This window comes from Pseudomonas sp. YQ_6 (genome assembly GCF_043103245.1).
Classification (GTDB): Bacteria; Pseudomonadota; Gammaproteobacteria; order Pseudomonadales; family Pseudomonadaceae; genus Aquipseudomonas; species Aquipseudomonas alloputida.
Genome location: NZ_JBICJR010000051.1, coordinates 49,974 through 74,805, shown reverse-complemented (window position 1 = coordinate 74,805; position 24,832 = coordinate 49,974). Strand labels below are relative to the sequence as shown.

The 24,832-nt window shown below is 61.5% G+C and carries 25 protein-coding genes, 1 other RNA gene and 1 pseudogene; 18 read left to right on the top strand and 9 right to left on the bottom strand.

The genetic code is table 11. The features are described from left to right. Positions 1-502 precede the first annotated feature (502 nt). From ccoN to ACF8FG_RS16485, 12 genes are all read left to right on the top strand, one after another. A complete protein-coding gene (gene ccoN, locus ACF8FG_RS16540) occupies positions 503-1,945 on the top strand; it encodes a cytochrome-c oxidase, cbb3-type subunit I (RefSeq protein WP_003254284.1) in 1,443 nt (480 codons plus the stop codon). Next, entirely contained in the window at positions 1,945-2,553 is a 609-nt protein-coding gene (gene ccoO / locus ACF8FG_RS16535) for a cytochrome-c oxidase, cbb3-type subunit II (RefSeq protein WP_014590226.1), read from the top strand. Before ccoN ends, ccoO begins: the two co-directional genes overlap by 1 nt. Positions 2,554-2,558: 5 nt before the next feature. Next, positions 2,559-2,750: a CcoQ/FixQ family Cbb3-type cytochrome c oxidase assembly chaperone gene (locus ACF8FG_RS16530; RefSeq protein WP_003254287.1), complete on the top strand. Its 192-nt coding sequence runs from the start codon at positions 2,559-2,561 to the stop codon at positions 2,748-2,750. Next, positions 2,747-3,724 carry a cytochrome-c oxidase, cbb3-type subunit III gene (gene ccoP, locus ACF8FG_RS16525; protein ID WP_014590224.1) on the top strand — a complete coding sequence of 326 codons (978 nt, stop codon included), beginning with the start codon at positions 2,747-2,749 and terminating at the stop codon, positions 3,722-3,724. The genes ACF8FG_RS16530 and ccoP overlap by 4 nt, the downstream gene beginning before the upstream one ends. Positions 3,725-4,020: 296 nt before the next feature. Further along, positions 4,021-5,436, top strand: coding sequence for a cytochrome c oxidase accessory protein CcoG (gene ccoG, locus ACF8FG_RS16520; protein WP_026031965.1), 1,416 nt, complete (start codon positions 4,021-4,023; stop codon positions 5,434-5,436). Positions 5,437-5,451: 15 nt separating this feature from the next. Then, positions 5,452-5,982, top strand: a complete 531-nt coding sequence (locus ACF8FG_RS16515; RefSeq protein ID WP_318078993.1) for a FixH family protein — start codon at positions 5,452-5,454, stop codon at positions 5,980-5,982. A gap of 136 nt (positions 5,983-6,118) precedes the next feature. Next, on the top strand, positions 6,119-8,593 hold the full coding sequence (locus ACF8FG_RS16510) for a heavy metal translocating P-type ATPase (protein WP_014590221.1): 2,475 nt from the start codon (positions 6,119-6,121) through the stop codon (positions 8,591-8,593). Continuing rightward, positions 8,572-8,787, top strand: a complete 216-nt coding sequence (ccoS, locus tag ACF8FG_RS16505) for a cbb3-type cytochrome oxidase assembly protein CcoS (protein ID WP_010955011.1) — start codon at positions 8,572-8,574, stop codon at positions 8,785-8,787. Before ACF8FG_RS16510 ends, ccoS begins: the two co-directional genes overlap by 22 nt. Continuing rightward, positions 8,744-9,463, top strand: coding sequence for a sulfite exporter TauE/SafE family protein (locus tag ACF8FG_RS16500; protein WP_277819040.1), 720 nt, complete (start codon positions 8,744-8,746; stop codon positions 9,461-9,463). The genes ccoS and ACF8FG_RS16500 overlap by 44 nt, the downstream gene beginning before the upstream one ends. 105 nt (positions 9,464-9,568) lie before the next feature. After that, positions 9,569-10,951 carry an oxygen-independent coproporphyrinogen III oxidase gene (gene hemN / locus ACF8FG_RS16495; protein WP_014590219.1) on the top strand — a complete coding sequence of 461 codons (1,383 nt, stop codon included), beginning with the start codon at positions 9,569-9,571 and terminating at the stop codon, positions 10,949-10,951. 186 nt (positions 10,952-11,137) lie between these two features. Next, entirely contained in the window at positions 11,138-11,872 is a 735-nt protein-coding gene (gene fnrA / locus ACF8FG_RS16490) for a Crp/Fnr family transcriptional regulator FnrA (protein WP_003254301.1), read from the top strand. A gap of 55 nt (positions 11,873-11,927) precedes the next feature. Further along, the gene (locus ACF8FG_RS16485; RefSeq protein WP_009683910.1) at positions 11,928-12,476 is read left to right on the top strand and encodes an adenine phosphoribosyltransferase; all 549 of its coding nucleotides are present in this window, start codon (positions 11,928-11,930) and stop codon (positions 12,474-12,476) included. A gap of 112 nt (positions 12,477-12,588) precedes the next feature. Here the strand turns inward: ACF8FG_RS16485 and recR are convergent, their stop codons facing one another. The 3 genes from recR to dnaX all read right to left on the bottom strand — a co-directional run bounded on the left by recR (position 12,589) and on the right by dnaX (position 16,018). Beyond that, positions 12,589-13,191, bottom strand: coding sequence for a recombination mediator RecR (gene recR, locus ACF8FG_RS16480; protein ID WP_003254304.1), 603 nt, complete (start codon positions 13,189-13,191; stop codon positions 12,589-12,591). Positions 13,192-13,549: 358 nt separating this feature from the next. Then, entirely contained in the window at positions 13,550-13,885 is a 336-nt protein-coding gene (locus ACF8FG_RS16475; protein WP_003254305.1) for a YbaB/EbfC family nucleoid-associated protein, read from the bottom strand. 63 nt (positions 13,886-13,948) lie between these two features. Further along, positions 13,949-16,018 carry a DNA polymerase III subunit gamma/tau gene (gene dnaX / locus ACF8FG_RS16470; RefSeq protein WP_019438864.1) on the bottom strand — a complete coding sequence of 690 codons (2,070 nt, stop codon included), beginning with the start codon at positions 16,016-16,018 and terminating at the stop codon, positions 13,949-13,951. A 121-nt stretch (positions 16,019-16,139) separates the two neighbouring features. On the opposite strand from dnaX, the gene ACF8FG_RS16465 reads away from it, so the two are divergent. Then, the gene (locus ACF8FG_RS16465) at positions 16,140-16,946 is read left to right on the top strand and encodes an ABC transporter substrate-binding protein (protein ID WP_070383595.1); all 807 of its coding nucleotides are present in this window, start codon (positions 16,140-16,142) and stop codon (positions 16,944-16,946) included. 149 nt (positions 16,947-17,095) lie between these two features. Here the strand turns inward: ACF8FG_RS16465 and ACF8FG_RS16460 are convergent, their stop codons facing one another. Then, entirely contained in the window at positions 17,096-17,371 is a 276-nt protein-coding gene (locus ACF8FG_RS16460) for a hypothetical protein (RefSeq protein WP_012051686.1), read from the bottom strand. A gap of 407 nt (positions 17,372-17,778) precedes the next feature. On the opposite strand from ACF8FG_RS16460, the gene ACF8FG_RS16455 reads away from it, so the two are divergent. The 4 genes and pseudogenes from ACF8FG_RS16455 (at position 17,779) to ACF8FG_RS16440 (ending at position 19,024) form a co-directional block, all read left to right on the top strand. Then, complete coding sequence (locus ACF8FG_RS16455) at positions 17,779-17,973, top strand: hypothetical protein (protein ID WP_076402715.1); 195 nt, start codon at positions 17,779-17,781, stop codon at positions 17,971-17,973. A 238-nt stretch (positions 17,974-18,211) separates the two neighbouring features. Then, a pseudogene (locus ACF8FG_RS16450) lies at positions 18,212-18,406 on the top strand (recombinase family protein); the annotation flags it as partial. Positions 18,407-18,422: 16 nt separating this feature from the next. Further along, complete coding sequence (locus tag ACF8FG_RS16445) at positions 18,423-18,488, top strand: hypothetical protein (RefSeq protein ID WP_223279181.1); 66 nt, start codon at positions 18,423-18,425, stop codon at positions 18,486-18,488. A gap of 35 nt (positions 18,489-18,523) precedes the next feature. After that, positions 18,524-19,024, top strand: coding sequence for a GNAT family N-acetyltransferase (locus ACF8FG_RS16440; RefSeq protein ID WP_076402714.1), 501 nt, complete (start codon positions 18,524-18,526; stop codon positions 19,022-19,024). A 242-nt stretch (positions 19,025-19,266) separates the two neighbouring features. Here the strand turns inward: ACF8FG_RS16440 and ACF8FG_RS16435 are convergent, their stop codons facing one another. After that, complete coding sequence (locus ACF8FG_RS16435) at positions 19,267-19,755, bottom strand: DUF2938 domain-containing protein (RefSeq protein ID WP_019438869.1); 489 nt, start codon at positions 19,753-19,755, stop codon at positions 19,267-19,269. Positions 19,756-19,838: 83 nt separating this feature from the next. On the opposite strand from ACF8FG_RS16435, the gene ACF8FG_RS16430 reads away from it, so the two are divergent. Next, complete coding sequence (locus tag ACF8FG_RS16430; protein WP_019438870.1) at positions 19,839-20,282, top strand: helix-turn-helix domain-containing protein; 444 nt, start codon at positions 19,839-19,841, stop codon at positions 20,280-20,282. On the opposite strand, the gene ACF8FG_RS16425 is transcribed toward ACF8FG_RS16430, so the two are convergent. The 4 genes from ACF8FG_RS16425 to ligA all read right to left on the bottom strand — a co-directional run bounded on the left by ACF8FG_RS16425 (position 20,229) and on the right by ligA (position 24,715). Continuing rightward, a complete protein-coding gene (locus ACF8FG_RS16425) occupies positions 20,229-21,419 on the bottom strand; it encodes an MFS transporter (RefSeq protein ID WP_014590214.1) in 1,191 nt (396 codons plus the stop codon). The genes ACF8FG_RS16430 and ACF8FG_RS16425 overlap by 54 nt on opposite strands. Positions 21,420-21,513: 94 nt before the next feature. Continuing rightward, positions 21,514-21,906, bottom strand: a complete 393-nt coding sequence (locus ACF8FG_RS16420; RefSeq protein ID WP_019438871.1) for a GNAT family N-acetyltransferase — start codon at positions 21,904-21,906, stop codon at positions 21,514-21,516. Between the two features lie 155 nt (positions 21,907-22,061). Then, positions 22,062-22,158, bottom strand: an RNA gene (ffs, locus tag ACF8FG_RS16415) — signal recognition particle sRNA small type. Positions 22,159-22,384: 226 nt separating this feature from the next. After that, a complete protein-coding gene (ligA, locus tag ACF8FG_RS16410) occupies positions 22,385-24,715 on the bottom strand; it encodes an NAD-dependent DNA ligase LigA (protein ID WP_019438872.1) in 2,331 nt (776 codons plus the stop codon). Positions 24,716-24,832 lie beyond the last annotated feature (117 nt).

Below are 24,832 nucleotides of genomic sequence, written 5' to 3'. Positions count from 1 at the left end.
GCCCCACCACAACACCCAAACCTTACACCCCTGCCCCACCACAACACTCAAACCTTACACCCCCGCCCCACCACAACACTCAAACCTTACCCCCCCGCCCACCACAACCCCAAACCTTACACACCCACCCCCCATAACCCTCAAGCCTTACACTCCCCCGCCCACTACCAGCCTCAACCCCCTTCCCTTGCACCCCCACCGAACACAACTAAGCTTGTTGCCTCAGTGGGCTTCGCTCCGAAAGGACCGGAGCAGACGCGGCGCATGGCCTGTCGCCGCCCCAGAAAAAGCTTGACCGATCGATCAGAAAAAGATGAAAAACGGTACACATTACAAATATTTATTTGTGTACAATCGCCCAGACCCGATCCCTGCGGGACATCAGTGAACGGGTCTGGACACGGGTCGGCGTACCAAAGTTGCGTTGCGGTAACCTTGCTGGTTATCAATACTGGCGCCGATTTTTCGACCAACAAGAACATCAAAACCGTGGAACCTTAGAATGAGCACAGCAATCAGTCCGACTGCTTATAACTATAAGGTCGTCCGCCAGTTCGCCATCATGACGGTGGTCTGGGGGATCCTTGGCATGGGCCTCGGCGTCTTCATCGCCTCGCAGCTGGTGTGGCCGCAACTGAACCTGGACCTTCCCTGGACCAGCTTCGGCCGCCTGCGCCCGCTGCACACCAACCTGGTGATCTTCGCCTTCGGGGGCTGTGCGCTGTTCGGCACCAGCTACTACGTGGTGCAGCGCACCTGCCAGACCCGGCTGATCTCCGACAGCATGGCCGCCTTCACCTTCTGGGGTTGGCAAGCCGTGATCGTCGGCGCGCTGATCACCCTGCCGATGGGCTACACCACCACCAAGGAATACGCCGAGCTCGAGTGGCCGCTGGCGATCCTGCTGGCCATCGTCTGGGTAACCTACGGCCTGGTGTTCTTCGGCACCATCGTCAAGCGCAAGACCAAGCACATCTATGTCGGCAACTGGTTCTACGGTGCGTTCATCGTGGTCACCGCGATGCTGCACATCGTCAACCACATCTCGCTGCCGGTGAGCCTGTTCAAGTCGTACTCGGCCTACTCCGGCGCCACCGACGCGATGATCCAGTGGTGGTACGGCCACAACGCCGTGGGCTTCTTCCTCACCACCGGGTTCCTGGGGATGATGTACTACTTTGTGCCCAAGCAGGCCGAGCGGCCGATCTACTCGTATCGCTTGTCGATCGTGCACTTCTGGGCGCTGATCACCCTGTACATCTGGGCCGGCCCGCACCACCTGCACTACACCGCCCTGCCTGACTGGGCGCAGTCGCTGGGCATGGTAATGTCGATCATCCTGCTGGCGCCAAGCTGGGGCGGCATGATCAACGGCATGATGACCCTGTCGGGCGCCTGGCACAAACTGCGCACCGACCCGATCCTGCGCTTCCTGGTGGTGTCGCTGGCGTTCTACGGCATGTCCACCTTCGAAGGCCCGATGATGGCCATCAAGACCGTGAACTCACTGTCGCACTACACCGACTGGACCATCGGCCACGTCCACGCCGGCGCCCTTGGCTGGGTGGCAATGATTTCGATCGGCGCCGTGTACCACATGATCCCGAAACTCTACGGCCGCGAGCAGATGCACAGCATCGGCCTGATCAACGCGCACTTCTGGCTGGCCACCATCGGTACCGTACTGTACATCGCCTCGATGTGGGTCAACGGCATCACCCAGGGCCTGATGTGGCGCGCCATCAACGATGACGGCACCCTCACCTACTCCTTCGTCGAAGCCCTGCAGGCCAGCCACCCCGGCTACATCGTCCGCGCCCTGGGCGGTGCGTTCTTCGCCAGCGGCATGCTGCTGATGGCCTACAACGTGTTCCGTACCGTACGTGCCGCCAACCCGGCACAGGCTGAAGAGGCCGCCAAGATCGTCGTTGTGGGAGCGCACTGATGAAGCATGAAGCCGTCGAGAAGAACATAGGCCTGCTGGCCTTCTTCATGGTCATCGCCGTGAGTATCGGTGGCCTGACCCAGATCGTCCCGCTGTTTTTCCAGGACGTCACCAACAAGCCGGTCGAGGGCATGAAGCCACGCACTGCGCTCGAGGTGGAAGGCCGCGATATCTACATCCGCGAAGGCTGCGTGGGCTGCCACTCGCAGATGATCCGCCCGTTCCGTGCTGAAACCGAGCGTTACGGCCACTACTCGGTAGCCGGTGAAAGCGTATGGGACCACCCGTTCCTGTGGGGCTCCAAGCGTACCGGGCCGGACCTGGCCCGCGTCGGCGGCCGCTACTCCGATGACTGGCACCGTGCGCACCTGTACAACCCGCGCAACGTGGTACCGGAATCGAAGATGCCTTCCTACCCGTGGCTGGTCGAGAACAAGCTCGACGGCAAGGACACCGCGAAGAAGATGGAAGTGCTGCGCACACTCGGCACCCCGTACACCGACGCCGACATTGCCGGCGCACGTGACGCGGTCAAGGGCAAGACCGAAATGGACGCCATCGTCGCGTACCTGCAGGGTCTTGGCACCATCATCAAGAGCAAACGGTGACGCTGATGGATATCGGGATGATTCGCGGCCTGGGCACCGTCGTGGTGATGGTGGCGTTCGTGGGCCTGGCGCTGTGGGTGTTCAACCCACGGCGTAAAAAGGACTTCGACGAAGCGACCCAACTACCCTTCGCGGATGACCCCGAGGCCACTCGGCACGTCGAGCAAGCAAAAGCTTCTGGGAGCAAACAACAATGACAACCTTCTGGAGTCTGTACGTTACCGTCCTGACCCTGGGCACCATCTTCTCGTTGACCTGGCTGCTGCTGTCCACCCGCAAGGGCCAGCGCGAAGAGGTTACCGACGAAACCGTCGGGCATGCCTTCGATGGCATCGAGGAATACGACAACCCGCTGCCGCAATGGTGGTTCTGGCTGTTCGTCGGCACCATCATCTTCGCCCTCGGCTACCTGGTGCTGTACCCGGGCCTGGGCAACTGGAAAGGCGTCCTGCCGGGCTATTCGTACCTGGATAACGACAAGCAGACCGAGTTTTCCAACGGCCAGCCGGGCTGGACCGGCGTGCATGAATGGGAAAAGGAAATGGCCAAGGCCGACGCCCGTTTCGGGCCGATCTTCGCCAAGTTCGCGGCCATGCCGATCGAAGAAGTGGCCAAGGACCCACAGGCATTGAAAATGGGTGCGAGGCTGTTCGCCTCCAACTGCTCGGTGTGCCACGGTTCCGACGCCAAGGGCGCCTTCGGCTTCCCTAACCTCACCGACAATGACTGGCGCTGGGGCGGCGAGCCGGAAACCATCAAGACCACCATCATGGCCGGTCGCCATGGCGTGATGCCGGCCTGGGCCGAAGTGATCGGTGACCAGGGCGTGGCCGATGTGGCTGCATTTGTGGTCAGCAAACTCGATGGCCGCACTCTGCCTGAGGGCGCGAAGGCCGATGTGGAGAACGGACAGAAGATCTTCGCAGCCAACTGCGTGGCCTGCCACGGGCCGGAAGGCAAAGGTACGCCCGCCATGGGCGCTCCGAACCTGACCCACCCGCAGGCGTTCATCTATGGCTCGAGCTTTGCCCAGTTGCAGCAAACCATTCGTTATGGCCGCCAGGGGCAGATGCCAGCCCAGGAACAACTGCAGGGCAACGACAAGGTGCACTTGCTGGCGGCTTACGTCTACAGCCTGTCGCACCAGGCTGAGCCAGCCAAGGCTGAGTAAGGCAGGCCTGGCTTCTTCGCGGGTAAACCCGCTCCTACACAGGATCCTTGTAGGAGCGGGTTTACCCGCGAAGAGGCCGGTACTGGCACAGCATTTCTCGCAGGCAAGTGACCTGGATCAATTGACACCCGCCATAACACGTTTCATACCACGAACCCAACGCGACTAAAGGTCGCAGTGCGATCCCCTACCGCCATCAGCGGCGTATCATGGACCGCAGAGCGCTAGCAGATTGCGCGAGACTGCGGCCCGCACGCACAGGCCGCGGCGTTTCTCCACTGCCGTGGGACTTGATGATGAGCAAGCAAATTCCGGTACATGATGTCACCCCGCCTGCCAACAAAGGGAAGGATTCCGTCGACCTCTACGCTTCCCGGGAAAAGATCTACACCCGCGCCTTCACCGGCCTGTTCCGCCGCTTGCGCATGGTCGGGGGGGCCGCACTGTTCCTGCTGTACTTCGGCACCGTGTGGCTGAACTGGGGTGGTCACCAGGCCGTGTGGTGGAACCTGCCCGAGCGCAAGTTCTACATCTTCGGCGCCACCATCTGGCCGCAAGACTTCATCCTGCTCTCGGGGATTCTCATCGTCGCCGCCTTCGGCCTGTTCTTCATCACTGTGTTCGCCGGCCGGGTGTGGTGCGGCTACACCTGCCCGCAAAGCGTGTGGACCTGGATTTTCATGTGGTGCGAAAAGGTCACCGAGGGTGACCGCAACCAGCGCATGAAGCTCGACAAAGCCCCCATGAGCGGCAACAAGTTCCTGCGCAAATTCGCCAAGCACAGCCTGTGGCTGCTGATCGGCTTTGTCACCGGCATGACCTTTGTCGGCTACTTCTCGCCGATCCGTGAACTGGCGATCGAATTCTTCACTGGCCAGGCCGATGGCTGGGCTTACTTCTGGGTCGGTTTCTTCACCCTCGCCACCTACGGCAACGCCGGCTGGTTGCGCGAACAGGTGTGTGTGTACATGTGCCCCTATGCCCGCTTCCAGAGCGTGATGTTCGACAAGGACACGCTGATCGTGTCCTACGACCCACGCCGTGGCGAAACCCGCGGCCCGCGCAAGAAAGATACCGACTACAAGGCCCAGGGCCTGGGCGATTGCATCGACTGCACCATGTGCGTGCAGGTCTGCCCGACCGGCATCGACATCCGTGACGGCCTGCAGATCGAGTGCATCGGCTGCGCCGCCTGTATCGATGCCTGCGACAGCATCATGGACAAGATGAACTACCCCAAAGGGCTGATCAGCTACACCACCGAGCACAACCTGTCCGGGCAGAAGACCCACATGCTGCGCCCGCGCCTGATCGGCTATGCCGTGGTACTGCTGGTGATGATGATAGGACTGGCAACGGCCTTCGCCACCCGTTCGCTGGTCGGTTTCGACGTCAGCAAAGACCGCGTGTTGTACCGCGAAAACGCCCAAGGCCGGATCGAGAACGTGTACAGCCTGAAGGTAATGAACAAGGATCAGCGCGATCACCTCTACGTGCTGGACGCCGCCGGCCTGCCGGACCTCAAGCTCGAAGGCCAGCGCGAGATCCGCGTGGCCGCCGGTGACATCGTCAGCCTTCCCGTGCAGCTGTCGGTTGCCCCCGAGAAGCTGCCATCGACCACCAACGAAATCACCTTCATCCTCAAGAGCGCCGACGACAGCGACGCCCAGGTTGAAGCCAAGAGCCGTTTCATCGGCCCACAGATCCGCTAAGAGAGATAACGCACAATGCCTGCCGCCACCGCCGCCAGCCCCTGGTACAAGCACCTCTGGCCCTGGATCATCATCGGCATCCTCACCACCTCGGTGTGCCTGAGCCTGACCATGGTCAGCATCGCTGTGCACAACCCGGACAACCTGGTGAACGACAACTACTACGAGGCCGGCAAGGGCATCAACCGCTCGCTGGACCGCGAGCTGCTGGCGCAGCAGCTGGGTCTGAAAGCCAGCGTGCATCTGGACGAACTGACCGGCGAAGCAGACCTGCGCCTGACCGGTAACAGCAACCCGCAAAGCCTGGAGCTGAACCTGATTTCGCCAACCCAGCCAGAGAAGGACCGCAAGGTGCTGCTGAGCCGGGTCGAAGCAGGGCGCTATGTGGGGCAGCTGGAAGACAAGGTCGACGGGCGCCGTTTTGTCGAACTGCTGGGTAGCGAAGGGGCCCAGGTGTGGCGCCTGTTCGAAGAGGAAAAAGTGGCGCATGGTGTGACCTTGCAGTTGGGTGACGAAGCCCTGCAAGGCGCCGAACACCAACAGTAGCAACACCGCAAATCCCTGTGGGAGCGGGCACGCCCGCGAATGCGATAGCTCAGGCAAAGGTATTTCCAGGTCTGACGCATTCGCGGGCGCGCCCGCTCCCACAGGGTTTCCTATCTGCCTGAGCAGTGTCTGCCCTATGACCCAACCGACCCCCTGCTACCACTGCGCCCTGCCCGTCCCGGCCGGCAGCCGCTTCACCGCCGTGGTCCTCGGCCAACCGCGGCAGTTCTGCTGCCCCGGCTGTCAGGCAGTGGCCGAGTCGATCGTCGCTGGAGGCCTGGAACATTACTACCAGCACCGCAGCGACAACAGCGCCAACCCCGAAGCCCTGCCCAAGCAACTGCAAGACGAACTGGCCCTGTACGACCGCAGCGACGTGCAGCAAACCTTCGTCCGCCACCAGGGTGAGCTGGCCGAAACCACCTTGCTTGTCGAGGGCATCAGCTGCGCCGCCTGCGGCTGGCTGATCGAAAAGCACCTGCGCAACCTGCCCGGTGTCGCCGAAGCTCGCCTGAACCTGTCCAACCACCGCCTGGCACTGAACTGGGACGACAAGCAGCTGCCGCTGTCGCGCCTGCTCGCCGAACTTCGCCAGATCGGCTACGCCGCCCACCCCTACCAGCCTGACCAGGCCGCCGAGCAATTGGCCCGGGAAAACCGCAGCGCCCTACGCCGCCTGGGCGTGGCCGGGCTGCTGTGGTTCCAGGCGATGATGGCGACCATGGCCACTTGGCCCGAATTCAACATCGACCTGACACCCGAGTTACACACCATCCTGCGCTGGGTGGCGCTGTTCCTGACCATTCCCATCGTGTTCTACAGCTGCGCGCCCTTCTTCAAGGGCGCGGCGCGCGACCTGCGAACGCGCCACCTGACCATGGACGTTTCGGTGTCGCTGGCCATTGGCCTGGCGTTCGGCGCCGGCATCTGGACAGCCATCACTGGCAGCGGCGAGCTTTATTTCGACACGGTGGGCATGTTCGCCCTGTTCCTGCTGACCGGCCGCTACCTGGAGCGCCGCGCCCGCGAGCGCACAGCGGCGGCCACTGCGCAGCTGGTCAACCTGCTGCCAGCCTCATGCCTGCGCCTGGACGCCATCGGGCGCAGCGAACGCATCCTGCTCAGCGAGTTAAAGTGCGGCGACACCGTGCAGGTGCTGCCCGGTGCGGTCATCCCTGCCGACGGGCGCATCGTCGAGGGCCGCTCCAGTGTCGACGAATCGCTGCTGACCGGCGAGTATCTGCCACAACCTCGTCGGGTGGGTGAGCGGGTCACTGGCGGTACGCTGAACGTTGAAAGCGCGCTGAATGTGGAAGTGCAAGCCCTCGGCCATGACTCACGCTTGTCGGCCATTGTCCGCTTGCTGGAACGCGCCCAGACCGAAAAACCGCGCCTGGCGGAAATCGCCGATCGGGCCTCGCAGTGGTTCCTGCTGTTCTCGCTGCTGGCCGCCGTTGCCATCGGCCTGTGGTGGTGGCACCTGGACCCGACACGGGCGTTCTGGATCGTGCTGGCCATGCTCGTGGCCACCTGCCCTTGTGCCCTGTCTTTGGCTACGCCAACCGCACTGACCGCCGCTACCGGAACCCTGCACAAGCTTGGCCTGCTGGTGACCCGCGGCCATGTGCTGGAAGGCCTGAACCAGATCGACACGGTGATCTTCGACAAGACCGGCACACTGACCGAGGGCCGCCTGACCTTGCGCAGCATCCGCCCGCTCGGCAGCCAGGCCGCCGACCGCTGCCTGGCCCTGGCCGCGGCGCTGGAAAACCGCTCTGAACACCCCATCGCTCGCGCGTTTGGTCGTACCGCCACACCTGCCGATGACGTACAGAGCGTACCCGGCCTGGGCCTGGAGGGGGTGGTCGACGGCCAGCGCCTGCGCATTGGTCAGGCTACCTTCGTCTGCGCCTTGAGTGGTGCGGAAATCCCCGCTGTACCCGAGCCGCGCGGCCAGTGGCTGCTGCTGGGCGACCGCCAGGGGCCACTGGCCTGGTTCGGCCTGGATGACCGCCTGCGCGACGATGCCCCGGCCCTGCTCGCTGCCTGCAAGGCGCGCGGCTGGCACACCCTGCTGTTGTCGGGCGACAGCTCACCGATGGTTGCCGAAGTGGCCGCGCAGCTGGGTATCGACCAGGCCATTGGCGGCCTGCGCCCGGATGACAAACTGGACCGCCTGAAAGCCCTGCAGGCTGACGGGCGCAAGGTGCTGATGCTTGGCGACGGGGTCAACGATGTACCGGTACTGGCCGCCGCCGATATCAGCATCGCCATGGGCAGCGCCACCGACCTGGCCAAGACCAGTGCCGACGCCGTCTTGCTGTCCAACCGCCTGCAAGCGCTGGTGCAGGCGTTCGAGCTGGCCCGCCGCACCCGCCGCAACATCCTCGAGAACCTGCTGTGGGCGACCCTGTATAATGGCCTGATGTTGCCGTTCGCCGCGCTCGGCTGGATCACGCCGGTGTGGGCCGCCATCGGCATGTCGGTCAGCTCGCTGATCGTGGTGCTCAATGCCCTGCGCCTGACCCGGATGCCCGTGGCCTCGGGCCCGCTGCCCCACGAAGCCCCTTTACCCGGGAGGAAGTCGCCATGCCCGCCCTCTATGTCATGATCCCGGCAGCCCTGCTGCTGGTCGGCGTGGCCGTGTACATCTTCTTCTGGGCGGTAGACAGCGGTCAGTACGATGACCTTGAAGGCCCCGCCCATAGCATCCTGTTCGACGACCAGGACCCGCGCCACCAGGCGGCAGTGAAACCTGACGATGCCGCAGCCGACACCGACAAGGAACCACCACCCCGTGCCTGACCTGCTTGCGCTGCTGGGCTCGGCACTGGTCCTTGGCCTGCTAGGGGGCGGTCACTGCCTGGGCATGTGCGGCGGCCTGATGGGCGCACTGACCTTGGCCATCCCCCCCGAACAACGCGGCAAGCGCCTGCGCCTGTTACTGGCGTACAACCTGGGGCGCATTTTCAGCTATGCGTGCGCCGGCCTGTTGCTGGGCCTGGCCGGCTGGGCCGTGGCCAGCAGCCCGGCAGCGCTGGCGCTGCGGGTGGTTGCGGCGCTGCTGCTGATTGCCATGGGCCTGTACCTGGCCGGCTGGTGGAGCGGGCTGACCCGTATCGAGGCACTGGGCCGCGGGCTGTGGCGGCATATCCAGCCGGTGGCGTCGCGATTGCTGCCAGTGTCCAGCCTCCCTCGGGCATTGCTGCTGGGCGCCCTTTGGGGCTGGCTGCCCTGCGGGCTGGTGTACAGCACCCTGTTGTGGGCGGCCAGCCAGGGCAATGCCGGCTACAGCGCCGCGTTGATGCTGGCGTTCGGGGTGGGCACCTGGCCGGTGTTGCTGGCAACCGGGCTGGCTGCCGAACGGGTAAACGCCCTGTTGCGGCGACGCAGCGTGCGCGTGGCGGGCGGTGTGCTGGTGATGCTATTCGGTGTCTGGACCCTGCCGGGCCCACACCAGCACTGGCTGATGGGGCATTGACGAGGGCTGCAAAGCAGCCCCAATGCCCTTGATACAAATCAACACAGTTTCCTACAGACGGCCATAGACTCCGGTGCACTGCTGCTCTTTCCGGGGACTACCCTCATGCTCGACGACCTCCGTTGGGATACCGACCTGATCCGCCGCTACGATCTCGCCGGGCCACGCTACACCTCATACCCAACCGCCGTGCAACTGCACAGCGAGGTGGGTTCGTTCGACCTGCTCAACGCCCTGCGCGAGAGCCGACGGGCCGTGCGCCCGCTGTCGCTGTACGTGCATGTGCCGTTCTGCGCCAACATCTGCTACTACTGCGCCTGCAACAAGGTCATCACCAAAGACCGCGCCCGCGCTGCGCCCTACCTGCAGCGCCTGGAGCAGGAAATCCAGCTGGTCGCCTGCCACCTGGCCCCTAAACAGCGTGTTGAACAGTTGCATTTTGGCGGCGGCACGCCGACCTTCCTCAGCCATGTGGAACTGCGCCAACTGATGGCTACCCTGCGCCAGCACTTCCACCTGCTGGACGACGATTCCGGCGACTACGGCATCGAGATCGATCCTCGCGAAGCCGACTGGTCGACCATGGGCCTGCTTCGCGAACTGGGCTTCAACCGCGTCAGCCTGGGTGTACAGGACCTCGACCCGGCCGTGCAGCGCGCGATCAACCGCCTGCAGAGCCTGGAACAGACCCGCACCCTGATCGAGGCTGCGCGCACGCTGCAGTTTCGCTCGGTCAACCTCGACCTGATCTACGGCCTGCCCAAGCAAACCCCGGAAGGCTTTGCCCGCACCGTGGAAGAAGTGATCCGCCTGCAGCCCGACCGCCTGTCGGTGTTCAACTATGCCCACCTTCCCGAGCGCTTCATGCCGCAACGGCGCATCGACAGCAACGACCTGCCCAGCGCCGCCGCCAAGCTGGAGATGCTGCACGCCACCATCGACCAACTGACCGCCGCCGGTTACCGCTACATCGGCATGGACCACTTCGCCCTGCCCGACGACGAACTGGCCATTGCCCAGGAAGAAGGCACCTTGCAGCGCAACTTCCAGGGCTATACCACCCACGGGCACTGCGACCTGATTGGCCTGGGCGTGTCGGCGATCAGCCAGATCGGCGACCTGTACTGCCAGAACAGCAGTGACCTCAACACCTACCAGGACAGCCTGTCCAACGCCCAACTGGCCACCCAGCGCGGCTTGCTGTGCAACCACGACGACCGCATACGCCGGGCGGTGATCCAGCAACTGATCTGCCATTTCGAGCTGGATTTCGAACCCATCGAACAGGCTTTCACCCTGGATTTTCGCGGTTACTTCAACGACCTCTGGCCCGAGCTGCTGACCTTGCAGCGCGACGGCCTGATCAGCCTGGACGACAAGGGCATTCGCATCCTGCCCGCCGGCCGGCTGCTGGCGCGCTCGGTATGCATGGTGTTCGACGCCTATCTGGCGATGCACAATCGCCAGCGCTTCTCGCGAGTGATCTGAAAAACAAGGCGTTCAACCGCATGGACAAGCTTCCTTGTCAGGCACACTATGAGCACACATGGACTCCCGGCAGGCCTCCTGCCGGGGTTTCGCCAGCGCGCACCATCACCGCGCACACTGGCCTACACCCTGTGTCGTGAGTTACCCTTACGACTTATGTGTGCTTTCCCACAAGGATCGATTCAAATGTCCGAGCCAGTCAAACTGCGCCCACACAACCAGGCCCATTGCAAGGATTGCAGCCTGGCCCCCCTGTGCCTGCCTCTTTCGCTGAACCTGGAAGACATGGACGCGCTGGATGAAATCGTCAAACGCGGGCGGCCGCTCAAGAAAGGCGAGTTCCTGTTCCGCCAGGGTGACAGTTTTGGCTCGGTCTACGCAGTACGGTCCGGGGCCCTGAAAACCTTCAGCCTCAGCGACAGCGGCGAAGAGCAGATCACGGGCTTCCACCTGCCCAGCGAACTGGTCGGCCTGTCGGGCATGGATACCGAGGCCTACCCGGTATCGGCCCAGGCTCAGGAAACCACTTCGGTGTGTGAAATCCCCTTCGAGCGGCTGGACGAGCTGTCGGTGCAACTGCCGCAGCTACGTCGCCAGCTGATGCGGGTAATGAGCCGCGAAATCCGCGACGACCAGCAAATGATGCTGCTGCTGTCGAAAAAGACCGCCGACGAGCGCATTGCCACCTTCCTGGTCAACCTGTCGGCGCGCTTCCGCGCCCGCGGCTATTCGGCCAATCAGTTCCGCCTGAGCATGTCGCGCAACGAAATCGGCAATTACCTTGGCCTGGCGGTAGAAACCGTGTCGCGGGTGTTCACCCGCTTCCAGCAGAACGGCCTGCTGCGCGCCGAGGGCAAGGAAGTGCACATCCTCGATCCGATCCAGCTGTGCGCGCTTGCCGGTGGCGCAATCGAGGCCTGAGGTTGGTCTTTAGCGGGTATACTTGGGCATTCGTTTTCCCAGGATACCCGCAACAATGCACAGCGACGCCTTCGACCTCAAAGCCCTGATCCGCCCGGTAGTGGACTTCCCCAAACCGGGTGTGATCTTCCGCGACATTACCCCGTTATTCCAGTCACCACGCGGGCTGCGCTATGTGGCCGACCAGTTCATCGAGCGCTATGTCGAGGCGGAATTCAGCCACATCGGCGCCATGGACGCGCGGGGCTTCCTGATCGGCTCGATCATCGCCCACCAGCTGAACAAGCCGCTGATCCTGTTCCGCAAGCAGGGCAAGCTGCCGGCTGACGTGTTGAGCGAGGGTTACCAGACCGAGTACGGCGAAGCCTTCCTGGAAGTGCATGCCGACAGCCTGTGTGAAGGCGACTCGGTGCTGATCTTCGATGACCTGATTGCCACTGGCGGTACGCTGCTGGCGGCGGCCAACCTGGTGCGTCGTACCGGGGCGCAGGTGTTCGAGGCGGCAGCGATCATCGACCTGCCGGAACTGGACGGGTCGCGTCGATTGCAAGCGGCGGGGGTGCCTACCTTCTGCCTGACCGAGTTTTCCCTAAGCGAGTACTGAGTGGGCTTTGGGGCTGCTTTGCAGCCCATTCGCGGGTAAACCCGCTCCTACAAAGGCCGCGCATTTTTTGTAGGGTTTACCCGCGAATGGGCCGCCAAGCGGCCCCAATGAATCAGAGCGAAATGGGCCGGCGCCCTGCAAAGGCATGGGCCAGGGTACCGCCGTCCACCATCTCCAGCTCGCCGCCCAGTGGCACACCATGGGCAATGCGAGACGCCACCAAGCCTTTCTCGCTCAGCAACTGGGCAATGTAATGCGCCGTCGCCTCCCCCTCCACTGTCGGGTTGGTCGCCAGGATCACCTCGGTAAAGGTGCCCTGCTCTTCGATCCGCGCCATCAGCTGCGGAATACCGATCGCCTCAGGCCCCAGGCCATCCAGCGGCGACAGGTGCCCCTTGAGCACGAAGTAACGGCCACGGTAGCCCGTCTGCTCCACCGCATACACATCGGTCGGCCCCTCGACCACGCACAGCTGGGTGTCGTCACGGCGCGGGTCGGCGCACTGCGGGCACAGTTCCTGCTCGGTGAGGGTGCGACACTGGCGGCAATGCCCTACCCCTTCCATGGCCTGGGTCAAGGCCTGAGCCAGGCGCAGCCCGCCACTGCGGTCGCGCTCGAGCAGTTGCAGGGCCATGCGCTGGGCGGTTTTCTGGCCAACGCCTGGCAAGATGCGCAGGCCGTCGATCAGTTGGCGGATGAGAGGGCTGAAGCTCATGGGAAAGGCCTGACAATTCAATAAGAGGCGGTTTATACCCAGCGGGGGCGGTGGCGTCAAATCAGGTCACCCCAAGTCTACGCGGCCTGCAGTTTTATGAGAGCAACTGCCTTGCACAAAACTGGAAAGCTAGTGTGATCACTGTGGGAGCGGGCATGCCCGCGAAGCAGGCTGCACAGTGGATGGCACGGGCTTCGCCCGTGTTCGCGGGCATGCCCGTTCCCACAGTGATCGTGCAAAATTTCAAAGTTCGAGCAAAACAGTTGTCCCGACATAAAAAAGCAGACCGCGTCTGGGTTGAAATCTACGCAAAAAAAACGCCGCTGATATCAGCGGCGTTCTTGAGTACCTCAATGCCTTAGAACGGCATCTTGAAGCCTGGCGGCAGCTGCATGCCGGCGGTCATGCCGCCCATCTTTTCCTGGCTGCTTTGCTCAACCTTGCGCACGGCGTCGTTCAGCGCAGCGGCAATGAGGTCTTCCAGTACTTCCTTGTCATCTTCATCAGTCGACATCAGGCTCTGGTCGATGCTGACGCGCTTGACGTCATGACGACCGGTCATCACCACGCTCACCAGCCCGCCACCGGACTGGCCGGTGACTTCGGCGTTGGCCAGTTCTTCCTGCATCTTCTGCATTTTTTCCTGCATCTGCTGGGCCTGCTTCATCAGGCCGGCCATGCCACCTTTCATCATGGGGTATACCTCGATTGGGTCATGTGATGCGGCCCGGCACCGGGCCGGCCGCATGGTTATCGGTTACTGGCCCTGACTGACCAGGGCTTCTACAGGCTCAATAGTATCCTGCCGCACCTTGGCGCCGAACAACTTGATCATCTGCTGGATCAACGGATCCTGCTCGATCGACGCGACGGCGTCCTGCTGGCGCTCGGCTCGCTTGCGTGCTGCCGCCTGAGCCGGGGTTTCCTGCTCGGGCAGGATCAGCTCGATGCGCAGGTTCAGCGTGCGCCCCAAGTGCTGGTTGAGCGCTTCGTTCAGGCGCCGCTGCTGGGTGGCGTTGAACAGCGCCCCCTGGCCCGGGTCCAGGTGCAGCAACCAGTCGTCGCCATCGGCGGCAATCAGCGTACAGTTTGCCGCGATGTTGCCTGTCATCCCGGACACAGGCAACTGTGGGAATAATTCCAGCCATTGCAAGGCCAGGCCGGTGGCCGGTTTGGCTGCCGGCAACGGTTCGGCAGCCGGTTTGTCTTCCTGAACATGTTCGGCCAATTCGTCCAGGTAGCTGAAACCTGCCGGATCGCTCTCGCCGCCGTAATAGTCTTCGTCAAGCGGCGGCTCATCGTCGCGCTCCATCCCCACGGCAGCGTAGGCAGACGGGTCGAAAGGCGGCTCGTCGTGTGCCGGGGCGGCCTGTGTGGGCGCCACCGGGGCAACAGGCTCGGGCGCAGGTGCCGGTTCAGGCGCAGGTTCAGCCGCTAACGGCGCGGGTGCAACGGCAGGCTCTTCCCACGGCAGGTCGACCACTTCGGCGACCGGCTCAGGCACGGAGATGGCCTCGGCTTCGGCCTTCAGCTCAACATCTGCCTCGGCCTCCGGCTCATGATCAGCCGTCGCGGGTGCAGGCACCTCCAGCTGCGGGGCTTGCGCAACAGGCTGCGCCGGCACAGCCGCGACAGGCGATGAAAGCGCGACCGGCGCCGCGGCTGCCACCTGCCCTGCAGGATCAGCTGTGGCCTGGCTGATCCCCGTTGGCTTTAGCACCGGCTTCGGTGCGTCGTCCGTGTCTGCCGGGCGGAACGCCAGCATACGCAGCAGCACCATCTCGAAGCCACCGCGCGGGTCCGGTGCGAGGGGCAGGTCACGGCGGCCAATCAGGCCCATCTGATAATAGAACTGCACATCCTCGGCCGGCAGCGCCGAAGCCAGCGCCAATACCCGCTCGCGATCACCCTGGCCGTTGTCTACCGCTTCGGGCAGCGCCTGGGCAATGGCTACACGGTGCAGCACATTGAGCATTTCGGCCAGAACGCCCGACCAGTCCGGCCCTTGCTCGGCCAGGTTACGCACGGCCTCCAGCAAAGCCCTGGCATCGCCTTCGAGCAGTGCCTGCAAGACCCCATACACCTGGCCATGGTCGAGGCTACCCAACATGGCACGTACATCGGCGGCCAGTACCTTGCCTTCACCGAAGGCGATGGCCTGGTCGGTCAGGCTCATGGCATCACGCATGGAGCCGTCGGCCGCACGCCCCAGCAGCCACAGGGCATCTTCCTCGAACGGCACGTTCTCGGCGGCCAGTACGTGGCTGAGGTGCTCCACCACCCGCTCCGGGCTCATGTTCTTCAACGAGAACTGCAGGCAGCGCGACAGGATGGTGGCCGGCAGCTTCTGCGGGTCGGTGGTGGCGAGGATGAACTTGACGTAGGGCGGCGGCTCTTCCAGCGTCTTGAGCAAGGCGTTGAACGAGTGGGTCGAGAGCATGTGCACTTCGTCGATCAGGTAGACCTTGAAGCGCCCACGGCTAGGGGCGTACTGCACGTTATCGAGCAGTTCGCGGGTGTCCTCGACCTTGGTACGGCTGGCGGCGTCGATCTCGATCAGGTCGACGAAACGGCCTTCGTCGATTTCCCGGCACACCGAACAGGTGCCACAGGGCGTGGAGGTGATGCCGGTTTCACAGTTCAGGCACTTGGCGATAATACGGGCGATGGTCGTCTTGCCCACCCCGCGGGTACCGGTGAACAGGTATGCATGGTGCAGGCGCTGGTTGTCCAAGGCATTGATCAAGGCCTTGAGCACATGGGTCTGGCCGACCATTTCGCGGAACGAGCGCGGACGCCATTTTCGTGCAAGAACCTGATAACTCATCGAAAAACCATCGTAGCCTGATCGAGCGGAAGATCGCTAATGCTAGCGGAGCGGGGGCAAAATTGCACCCTGCGCAACTCGTCTAAGCTTGGAATGGCGCATTGTCCAGAGAGGATTGCCTTTGCGAAGACTGCTGGCCCTGTTACTGCTGTGGTCTACAAACAGCCTGGCTGACCAGCCGGTGCTGCGCTTCTCCGTAACCGAGAGCTGGAGCATGCCCCTGGTACGCATCGAAGGCGATCAGCCAGTGGAGGGATTGCTGTACGACCTGATGCAAGCCGTTGCCAGGCAAGTGGGCGCTCGCCCCGAGTTCCACGTCATGGCCCGCCTGCGTCTGGAGGAGGCCATGAGCAGCGGCGACATTGATGTGCGTTGCTACGTCAGTACCCAGTGGCTCAACGACCGCCCAAGGGATTTTGTGTGGAGTATCCCGCTGATTCATCAGCGCGACGTACTGGTTGGCCGCGCCGACGACAGCACACCGATACCCCCGGAGCAACTGCCACCCCAGGCGATCGGCACGGTGCTGGGCTACACCTATTCAACCCTGCAACCACTGCTGGACCACGGCCAGCTGCACCGTGAGGACAGCCGCAATCAGTTGCTGGTGCTGCAAAAGCTGCAGGCAGGCCGGTATCGCCATGCGGTGAGCAACCAGTTGTCGTTGCAGTGGTTCAACCAAGGGTTGCCAGCGGAGCAGCAATTGCAAGCGCTGGCAGTGCTGGACGAACAGGATTTGGGGTGCATGGTGCGCAACGATCCGGCGATACCGACACAAGGGTTGTTGCGGGCGTTGGTAAGAATGAAGCAGTCGGGGGAGATCGAGCGGATTTTGCAGCGGTATGGAGGGACGAGCGATCCGGACAGTAGGTCTGTGGCCCGGCCCGAAATACCCAGCAAAATGCCGGCACACAGCCAGCGCAACTAACGCCCTGCTCATTTCGCGAACGCTTGCGCAAACACTGTGGGAGCGGGCTTGCCCGCGAACACCGGCATAGCCGGTGCCATCCACCGCGTTATATTCTTCGCGGGCATGCCCGCTCCCACAGCGTGTGCGGCACACTCACAAACTCAACATCAGCGGCCTTTACGCTCAAACGCCAAGCTGACAGCATCCGCCTGCCCCCAGGCAATCTGCATGGCCCGCAAACCATGCTCCAATAACTGCCTGGTTTCTTCGTCCTGAATACGCTCAAGCGCCCGGCGGCTATCGCTGTAGGCGAACATCAGGTAGTGGGAAACATTCATCAACGCGAACTCCATCGGGACGATGCCTTCGCTGATTGCGCGGGAAAGGGATTTGCCTTGGGGAAGATCGAAGACGTGGGGCGGATCGGGGACCAGTTTTTTCATGAGTTCACCATACCGGGCTGAGAGCACCCTTTCGCTTCCACACTTAGGGTGACAGTTGTACGCGGGGTGGAAGACCAGGGGTATGGCAAACCCGGCAGGCCCGAAGGCCTCCCACGCACAACCGTCATATCGACAGCCGCCAAACCACCCAGGCTTCCACACCCGATCGCTGAACTGACAGCGACCGCGAAAGCCTAGTGGGCGAGGTTGACCGGAACAATCAGACGTGAGACGACGGAGATCGTAGGATAATTCGCCGCACTCATCTGATCGGTAGGAATTTTCTCAGGCTCATGTCAGATCGTTCTAAAAACACGCCGAGCCCGCGACTGCCAAGTTCGTCGCATTTATCATGCCCCTAGTCAACTTGACCTGAGCCTTCATTCATCTAACAAAAGGAATCGAAAATGCGCTGTACCACTCAAGCGTTCAATGGACACATGCAGAGTGAAGACGAGATACTCGATGGGGGAATTGCGCAAGCTCCGATAATTTTCACCATGGACGGCGTGCTCCTGTTCTACTTCGGCGCAGTTTCTCCAGGGGTAATGCTTATTGCCTGGTGGGAGCGAAGCCGCAAAATGCAAAAGCCGACTTTTTGAACTGGATCTGAGTAAAAATCACTCAGCTGCGGATGGTTACCATAGCGATTACACATTGAAGATTCAGGGAGTTGGGATGTTGTCACAGGAGAAGGCTTTTGATGACAGGGACGAGTGGCGTTTGCTTACTGACAAGCTTTCCCTGGTACCGGGGATTACCGATACGGGGCGTCTGGGATTTGTCCTCCAACTAAAATTCCGACAGGTTCCAGGCCATTATCCCGACTCTGCACACGACTTGGATCGTCTTGTACGAAATGCTATGGATGTCAGGAAAACAGTGGAACAACTGACCGCGTCTGGTATCAGAGCTCACTGCGTGGCGCAGGGCGGCGTAAATCTGACCAGTCCGGCGGGAAAAATGACCATGCAGGTGATCTCGACGGTCGCTGAGCTTGAGAAGGATCTGCTACTTAGAACGACTTCTCACGGGGATCACGGTTAGTGCTGTGGCTCGTGAATTCAGCACTACCCGACAAACCATTCTCAAATTAAAAGCAGCGCACCAGGACTAAACACTGCAGAATCATAAATAAAGCAAGGTATAGACATGAAAGCAGACAACTCCCTCGACTGTAATAAAGTCAATATACGAAAATCTACCACTGCCGAATTATCGGCACTCGCCGAACTACGCTGGGCTTTATGCAGCGATGATGAGGAAACTGAGCCACCTGTAGATAAGGCCCGATTTACAGAGCAATTCCTGAAAAGAGAGGAAGAATTAGAAGCTACGGGAAATTTAATAAGCTACGTCGCTGAAAAAGATGCAGAGTTGATAGGTGTTGCTTCTCTGATTTTAGTGAGCAAAATACCTTCTCCATGCGAAATCAATGGTTACTGGGGATATGTCACGAATGTCTACGTCAGACCTGCCTATCGGAATAATGGGGTCGGTGAGCAATTGCTGCGCTTTGTCAAGGACCAGGCAATCGTAGATAAGTGCGAGCTGTTAGTTGTATGGCCAAGTGACAGGAGTTATCCATTTTATAAACGAGCAGGATTCAAATCTGAAAGGAGGGAACAAGACCCTTTGGTTCTGGTGCTTTAACCCCGGATTCAGATCACATGATTTGGACTCCGTCTCATAGAGAATATCGTCCGTTCGCCAGGGAGAATCCCGTATCAGCGAAACGGTAACGTCACAGGCATAATTCACGCTTGGCGCCCAAGACCGGTCGCCACAATTATTGGGATTCATCTTCGCAAATATCGCATTTTGCAGCTTCGTGCCCACTAGGCCTATTTGCAGGAATATTGACTGTACGCAGCCTCTGACCGAACTCCCCGCCCTCACACCGAAGCCAGCAAAACCGCACTCAAGAACAACCCCACACCAAACACAAAATGCGTGGCCAGACTCTTCAGGCAGTTCCGCGCAGGTGTCGGCGTCCTGGACGCAAAGAACCCTGCCCCCATCGCTGGCTGCATGAAGCACAACGGCGCCACAACTGTACCCACACCCACAACGACTGCAGGTAAAAGAGTAGGCGATCGCAACCAGCCCTCCCCGACGATCACAACCAGCAGCATCGCGAAAAGCACACCGATGGCATAATGAATCACCCATCCCCACGCCAACTCATTTCGCACCGGTTCCGCTTTGGCAATCGCTTGGTGCAACACTCGCCCGCCCAGCAGATGCCCCGCCCAACGCCCGACCATGGCGAAGTTCAGTGTGGCAACACCCAGCCGCCTCAGCAGCAGCCCCCACAGGTCCATAACTACAGTGGCACCGATGCCAATCGGCAATGCAGCTAAAAACATCGCAGTAAACGTCATTGAACAAGCCCTCGATGATTGACGGTCATTACCCATGCCGCGCAGCATAGAAGTTGAAGTCAACTTCAAGTCAAGGGCCCGAAATGGACATTGCCGACGTCGCCAAACGCACAGGCGTACCCGCTTCGACACTGCGTTATTACGAGAAGAAAGGCTTGCTCAAGTCACTCGCCGGGCACGGCCAGCGTCGGCAATTTTCAGCCGATGTGGCAGACCGGTTGGCGCTGATCGCCTTGGGGCAGGCTGCGGGGTTTTCGCTGGATGAAGTGGGGGTAATGCTGGTGGACCTACAGGTTGATCGGCAAATGCTGATAGCCAAAGCAGACGAAATCGATGCACGTATCAAGCGCTTGCAAGCAATGAGCAAGGGGCTGCGGCATGCAGCACAGTGCCCGGAGGACGATCACCTGGCCTGCCCGAAATTTCAGCGCTTGATGAAGCTGTCAGCCGCAGGGGCGTTGGGGGAAACGCACCTACACCAGCGCGGGCCTGGAAAAACGCGAAGCCAGCCATCTCGCCGTACTTAGCCCTACAACCAACAGCGTAACGCCTTCAATGCTTAACATCATCGCGTTGATGCCTAGCTGCGTGATCAATTGGCTGGCTACGTAGGGGAACCCGAACACACCAATGAAATACGACAGGCTGAACAGCAGCAGCGCTTGCGCGGTAAGGCCCACCGGCGCCTCGTTGGCAGCCAACCCGTTAATCACGGAGTAGTTCAAGCCATAACCGACGCCCAGCAGCATGGCCATCGCCAGATAGCGCTCGGCGCTGTGCACCCATTGATCAAACCCCAGTACGGCGGTGGCCATGATCAAGGTTAGAACCCACGAGGTCGCAAGCGGCGGTTGCTTCACAACCCAGCCGGCCAGCAAGAGCCTGCAGGCAATCGCAGCACCCATGAAGCCAATGAAGAAGATCGAGTAATCAAGCCCAAGGCGCTCGGCATAGCTGGTCTGGAAACTGCCCATGGTGCCGAAAATCGCCCCACCCAGCCCCACCATCAGGATCGACAAGCCTGATCGCGAACGCATCACTTTGAGTGCGGACGCCAAACCAATCTGCACCTTCTCAGTCGGTCGCTGCCCCCGCGAAGTCGAACCGAGCCAAGCAAAGTACGCCCCCGCCAACCCTGCAGCACACGCCGCCACCCAAAAAGCGAGCTGGGTAGGCAGACCCACAAAGGCCGCGAACTTGCCCAGTAACGGCCCAGTACCTATGCCAGTCAACATGCTGCCGGAGAGCAATGCAAAACAATGCGTGCGGCGTGATGGCTCGACCATTTGAGCAACCATGATCGGCCCTACCGTGTAGAAGAGCCCCCAGCCGACTCCGAGCATCAAGCCACACGCCAACAACGCGCCGCCCAGACCGGGCACGACGGCAAAACCTACTGACGCCACGACCAGGCAGAACGCCCCGGTAGCGATAGCGCGAGCAGCACCAACGCGCTGCAACAGATGCCCCGAGCTCACCACAGACAGCAGCGTACTCAGCATCGCGACTGCAAATACCTGCCCAGCATCGCTCGCAGTTCCACCCAGCATCTGCACCCACATCGAGAGCAAAAACGTCGTGCCGTAGCTGATGGACAGTAGGAAACAGGCAATGCAGAACACGGTAAACTGCTGAAACCGTGGCGGGGATGCAGAAGACTTCATGTAAGCAGTCCTTGCTGAAAGGGACTGCTTTCTATCATGGCAAGGCACTGGCGAAGGCATGCATTTGCTGACGTTTAGATCGTCACTTCAGTACCTAAACGACCGCCGCCCTTTGACGCCACTCATCGCGGCTCAACTCCCAGATCTCTTTGAGCACAGCGCCACAGACGAAATGCCCCGCTTCAGTCCCGACCAGGCGCATGCCTTCATGCACGGAAACACTGCGCGATCTGTCATTGCTCGCTGCCTTGGGCACCTGCATGACGCAGCGCCCAAGCGTCTCGAACCAGTACTCGTTGATGACCACACAGGCCTCGCGGATGTAGCCGTTTCTCTGCCATTCAGTGGCAAGCCAGAAGCCCCGGTTGTTACCCGGCTGATCATAGAGGCTGATGCTGCCGATGAGTTGCTGAATAGCGGGTGCGTCACCCAGCTGCAGCGGCGTGAGTATCAGGCGCGAGGTTTCGAGGATAGGAAGGCTGTCCATGGCACAGCGTCCGTTCTGGAGGCGGTATGGCCTTCTGGCATTCTCGCAGAGCAGAAGTTGGAACGTCGACACGTCATGCGCTTTGGCACATTGACTAAGGTATTTTTTGAGCGAGGGATCCTTGAGCGTTCAAGGATTTACAGAAATGGAGGCGGCCCCACCAGCCACACCCCGGCACTCGATGTTCCCGCTATGGCTGCTCCCTTCCGGGCCTGACCAGGTTAACGGGTAATCAATGCGGGGGGACCGATGGGGCCACCACTACATGCCTCGCTGAGCAGCGAGTGGCGCCATTGTACCGGTCTTTGGAGCAGATACAACCACTGCGGCAGAAAAAGTCATCATTTCTCAATGACTTGTCAGGGTCGAGACGGCCTGGACGGGCCTCTTCGCGGGTAAACCCGCTCCTACGGGCGACCGCGCAGGCTTTTCGAGTTTTGAGCAAGACAGTTGCCCCCCACAGGGGGGGCACGGATGCCTAGACCGCTATGCCCTGTTCGGCCAGGAATGTGACGAAGGCATCTTCGTCCAGCACCTTCACACCCAGCTCAGCAGCCTTGGCCAGCTTGGAACCTGCCCCCGGCCCTGCCACCACACAGTGGGTCTTGCCGGAAACGGAACCGGCAACCTTGGCCCCCAGGCTTTCCAGCTTGTCCTTGGCAATGTCGCGGCTCATGCGCTCCAGCGTACCGGTCAGCACCCAAGTCTGGCCGGCCAGCGGCAAGCCTTCGGCCACCTTCTTCTCGCTGCTCCAGTGCATGCCGAACGCCAGCAGCTGCGCTTCGATGTCCCGAGCCAGTTTCTGGTTGGCTTCATCCTTGAAGAACTCACGCACTGCGTCGGCCTGCTTGGCCGCCAGGGCCTGGCGCAGGTCAATGCCGTCGGCGGCGATGATCTTGTCCAGGCTGTCGAGCTTGGCCACCAACTTCTCGGCACCGGTCGGGCCGACGGAGGCAATGTCGAGCTTGGCGATCATCCCGGCCAAGGTGGTGCTGGCGGCAAATTCGGCAGCCAGCTCGCCTTCGTCCTGCAACTGCATACCGCTGTCGAGCAGCTGCTGGATAACCTTCTGGTTGTGCTCGTCTTCAAAGAAATTGTGGATCTCGTAGGCCACTTCGAGACCGATGTCCGGCAAATAGGTCAGCACCTGCGGCAATGCCTGCTGCACGCGCGCCAGGCTGCCCAACGAGCGGGCCAGCACCTTGGCAGTCTCCTCGCCGACATCCGGGATGCCCAGCGCGTAGATGAAGCGCGCCAGGCTCGGGCGCTTGCTGGCTTCGATGGCATCCAGCAGCTTCTGGGTCGACACCTCGGCAAAGCCTTCAAGGCCGACGACCTGCTCGAACTGCAGCTTGTACAAATCAGCCGGCGAGCCGATCAGGCCCTCGTCCACCAACTGCTCGACGCTCTTTTCACCCAGGCCGTCGATGTCCATGGCACGGCGCGACACATAATGAATGATCGCCTGCTTGAGCTGCGCGCCACAGGCCAGGCGGCCGACGCAGCGGTACACCGCCCCTTCGCTGGTGGTTTCCTTGCCTTTGCTGCGTTTGACCAGTTGGGTGCGCTCGACCTGCGAACCACACACCGGGCACTCGCTTGGCACTTCTACCGGGCGGGCGTCTTGCGGACGACGCTCCAGCACCACCTGCATCACCTGCGGGATCACGTCGCCGGCCCTGCGAATGATCACCGTGTCGCCGATGCGCAGGCCCAGGCGGGCGATTTCGTCCATGTTGTGCAAGGTGGCGTTGGACACGGTCACACCGGCCACCTTGACCGGCTTCAGTCGAGCCACAGGCGTTACGGCACCCGTACGGCCAACCTGGAACTCAACGTCCAGCACCTCGGTCAGCTCTTCCATGGCCGGGAACTTGTGGGCAATCGCCCAGCGCGGCTCTCGGGCGCGAAAGCCCAGTTCGCGCTGGGCGGCCAGGCTGTTGACCTTGAACACTACCCCGTCGATCTCATACGGCAGGCTGTTACGCCGCTCGCCAATGTCACGGTAGTAGGCCAGGCATTCTTCGATGCCCGCCGCATGCTTGAGCTCGCGGCTGATCGGCAGCCCCCAGGCCTTGAGTTGTTCAAGGATGCCGATGTGGCTGTCGCCGATGCTTTCGGACAGCTGGCCGACGCCATAGCAGCAGAACTCCAGCGGGCGGCTGGCGGTAATTTTCGAATCCAGCTGGCGCAGGCTGCCAGCGGCAGCGTTGCGCGGGTTGGCGAAGGTCTTGCCACCGGCCTCGGCCTGGGCGGCATTGAGCCGGTCGAAACCGGCCTTGCTCATGTACACCTCGCCGCGCACCTCCAGCACTGCCGGCCAGCCCTTACCCTGCAACTTGAGCGGGATGTTGCGCACGGTGCGTACGTTGGCACTGATGTCTTCGCCAGTGGTGCCGTCGCCACGGGTGGCGCCCTGCACCAGCTGGCCGTCGCGGTACAGCAGGCTCACGGCCAGACCATCGAGCTTGGGTTCGCAGCTGTAGTCGACCGCGCCAGGCTGATCGAGGCCTTCTACCACGCGACGGCCGAACTCACGCAGGTCGGCTTCTTCGAAGGCGTTGCCCAGGCTGAGCATCGGCACTTCGTGGCGCACCTGGCTGAACGCCGCCATGGCAGCTCCACCCACACGCTGAGTGGGCGAGTCAGGGGTTACCAGGTGCGGGTGTTCGGCTTCCAGCGCCTTGAGCTCGTTGAACAGGCGGTCGTATTCGGCATCGGGCACGCTGGGCTCGTCGAGCACGTAGTAGCGATAATTGTGCTGATCGAGCTCGGCACGCAGTTCGAGGATACGGGTTTCGGCGGTCATGGGATTTGTCTTCTCTTGCAAAGCAAAAGAGCAGCTTGGGGTGTGCGTGGGGTTCCAGGTGTCTATTGACTGTGCCGGCCTCTTCGCGGGTAAACCCGCTCCTACAAGGGCATCACA